General features: G+C 57.6%; 2 protein-coding genes. One reads left to right on the top strand and one right to left on the bottom strand.

Annotation, left to right across the window (positions count from 1 at the left end):
- Positions 1-315: 315 nt before the first annotated feature.
- Positions 316-531 carry a cold-shock protein gene (locus AC0L3X_RS47010; protein ID WP_354100356.1) on the bottom strand — a complete coding sequence of 72 codons (216 nt, stop codon included), beginning with the start codon at positions 529-531 and terminating at the stop codon, positions 316-318.
- A gap of 162 nt (positions 532-693) precedes the next feature.
- Here AC0L3X_RS47010 and AC0L3X_RS47005 point away from each other — a divergent pair, with 162 nt between their 5' ends.
- Positions 694-891 (top strand): hypothetical protein, encoded by a 198-nt coding sequence (locus AC0L3X_RS47005; protein ID WP_135217163.1) that lies wholly within the window; start codon positions 694-696, stop codon positions 889-891.
- Positions 892-1,758 lie beyond the last annotated feature (867 nt).

Raw genomic sequence — 1,758 nt, 5'->3', positions numbered from 1 at the left:
GCGCGCGCTGCGGTCCGTCATAACGCCGGTGGCAATGCAAATGGCGGCGTCAATCGCGTTGGGGCGGGGCGGTAAAGGCTTGTTCGCGGTCACGAGCGAGAAAGAAGCCGTCACCGCTTCGTCCCGGTGGCGGCTTTTTTATCGTCCCGACGCGGACAGGCGACCGAATAGCGAACGGGCGGGACATCACAGCCACGTGGCGGCGACTTTTTGGAACCAAGTCAATACATGCGCAGGAGCTGCGGCGCACGTGCGCCGCAAGGGCTATGCCGATGGCCGCAGGCAACAGATCCAATGTCCGGCGCGGGCAGCATTTCAGGATGAGATCACGAGGTTGACCGCCTTGGGGCCTTTGCCCTTCTTGTCCGGTTCGACCTCGAATGTAATGCGCTGTCCTTCAGTCAAGTCCTTCAGTCCGGCCCGCTCGACTGCGGTGATATGAACGAACAGATCACGGCCGCCGTCATCCGGCTTGATGAAGCCATAGCCACGCTCTCCATCGAAGAACTTGACCGTACCAACCATGGACATCGCGAAACCCCTCCCCCGTATTGTAGGCTCGCCCTGAAAGCAGACGACCTATTCTTCGCCGAGCCAAACCGAAACGCCTTCTAGGACAGGCCGCCTGACCGGAAAATTGGCCCTTTGGGACAATTGTACGCTTCGGTGTTGTCGCCTTTTATGGACGCGGGAATGGCGTCGCACAAGGACAGGGAGGCGCTCATGGGATCGATGGAAGAGTTCATCCACTATGCGAACTTGATCATCGCCAAGCGGCAGCTTGCTGATCCGAGCATCACGGACAGACAGCGGCGGATGCTCGCAAGGCTGGTCGCGCAGGAGGAAGCGAAACGCTTTCACGAAGAGGACGGCGGTCACGCTGAATGCTAGTCCGTTGCCTTTCCCAAATTTGCTGGCTATCGCGTCAATTTTCGCTCATCAGGAGTTTTAGCATCGCATCGCAGGCAGCTTCGGCCTCGTCGAAAGTTTTAAAGGGCGAGCCGGTGATCCTGATCGCGCTGCGGCCTTCATAAACAGGACGCCACGACGCCAGATAACCGGCGCGTCCGTGAAAGCCGGGACGGCAGGGCTTTCATAGCTGATCACGAAAGAATAGCCGTCGCTGTTCGCGCTCCATATTTCCATCTTCTCGACGGCACGCTCGAACTGCAGGGGCATGGCTGTTCACGAGTATTCAAGCAATTCCCGAAGGATCCAAGTCTTTAAAAATTCCCTCCCGGCGTGGTCTGAAGAAGTCGTGCCGCACCGATGGCAATTCAGCTTGCCTATTCACTACAGGGCTTGATCTGGATCAAGCTGCGAGCACCTGCAGACGCTCGTGCCTGTTGGGCCGTCACGCTATCCACCGCAATCTGTGGCGGCTTGCCTGCCCATCGTGTCCGGGCGGAGTTGCTTGCTATCTCTGCGCCCCGCGATATTCTCGATGTGTATCTGAACACTAAGCGTGATCTGTTGGTTGTGCGCAATGGTCTGCCAATTCCTGACGCGTCAGGTAGATGGCGTAAGAAGAAAAAAGTAGCGAGCGTTAGCGAGGACATTAAGCTCGCCGTTGAGAGGCAGGGCTACTACATGCGGAAGCTAACGGACTTCAACAAGTGTTAGTCCGCAAAGCGCATGTGCAACCTCTTGTCTGATTGCGGTTGCTGGCACAAGGGTTCAGCTCGTTACCGACAGCCTGCGAGGCTCGCTCTTGTCTACGAGGTCGACGTTCATAGCCGCCTCACGATGGTAGTCCGA

This window comes from Bradyrhizobium sp. MI1.7, from assembly GCF_055811795.1.
Note: the sequence above shows the minus strand (reverse complement) of the source record. Positions and strands in the feature narration are given on the sequence as shown.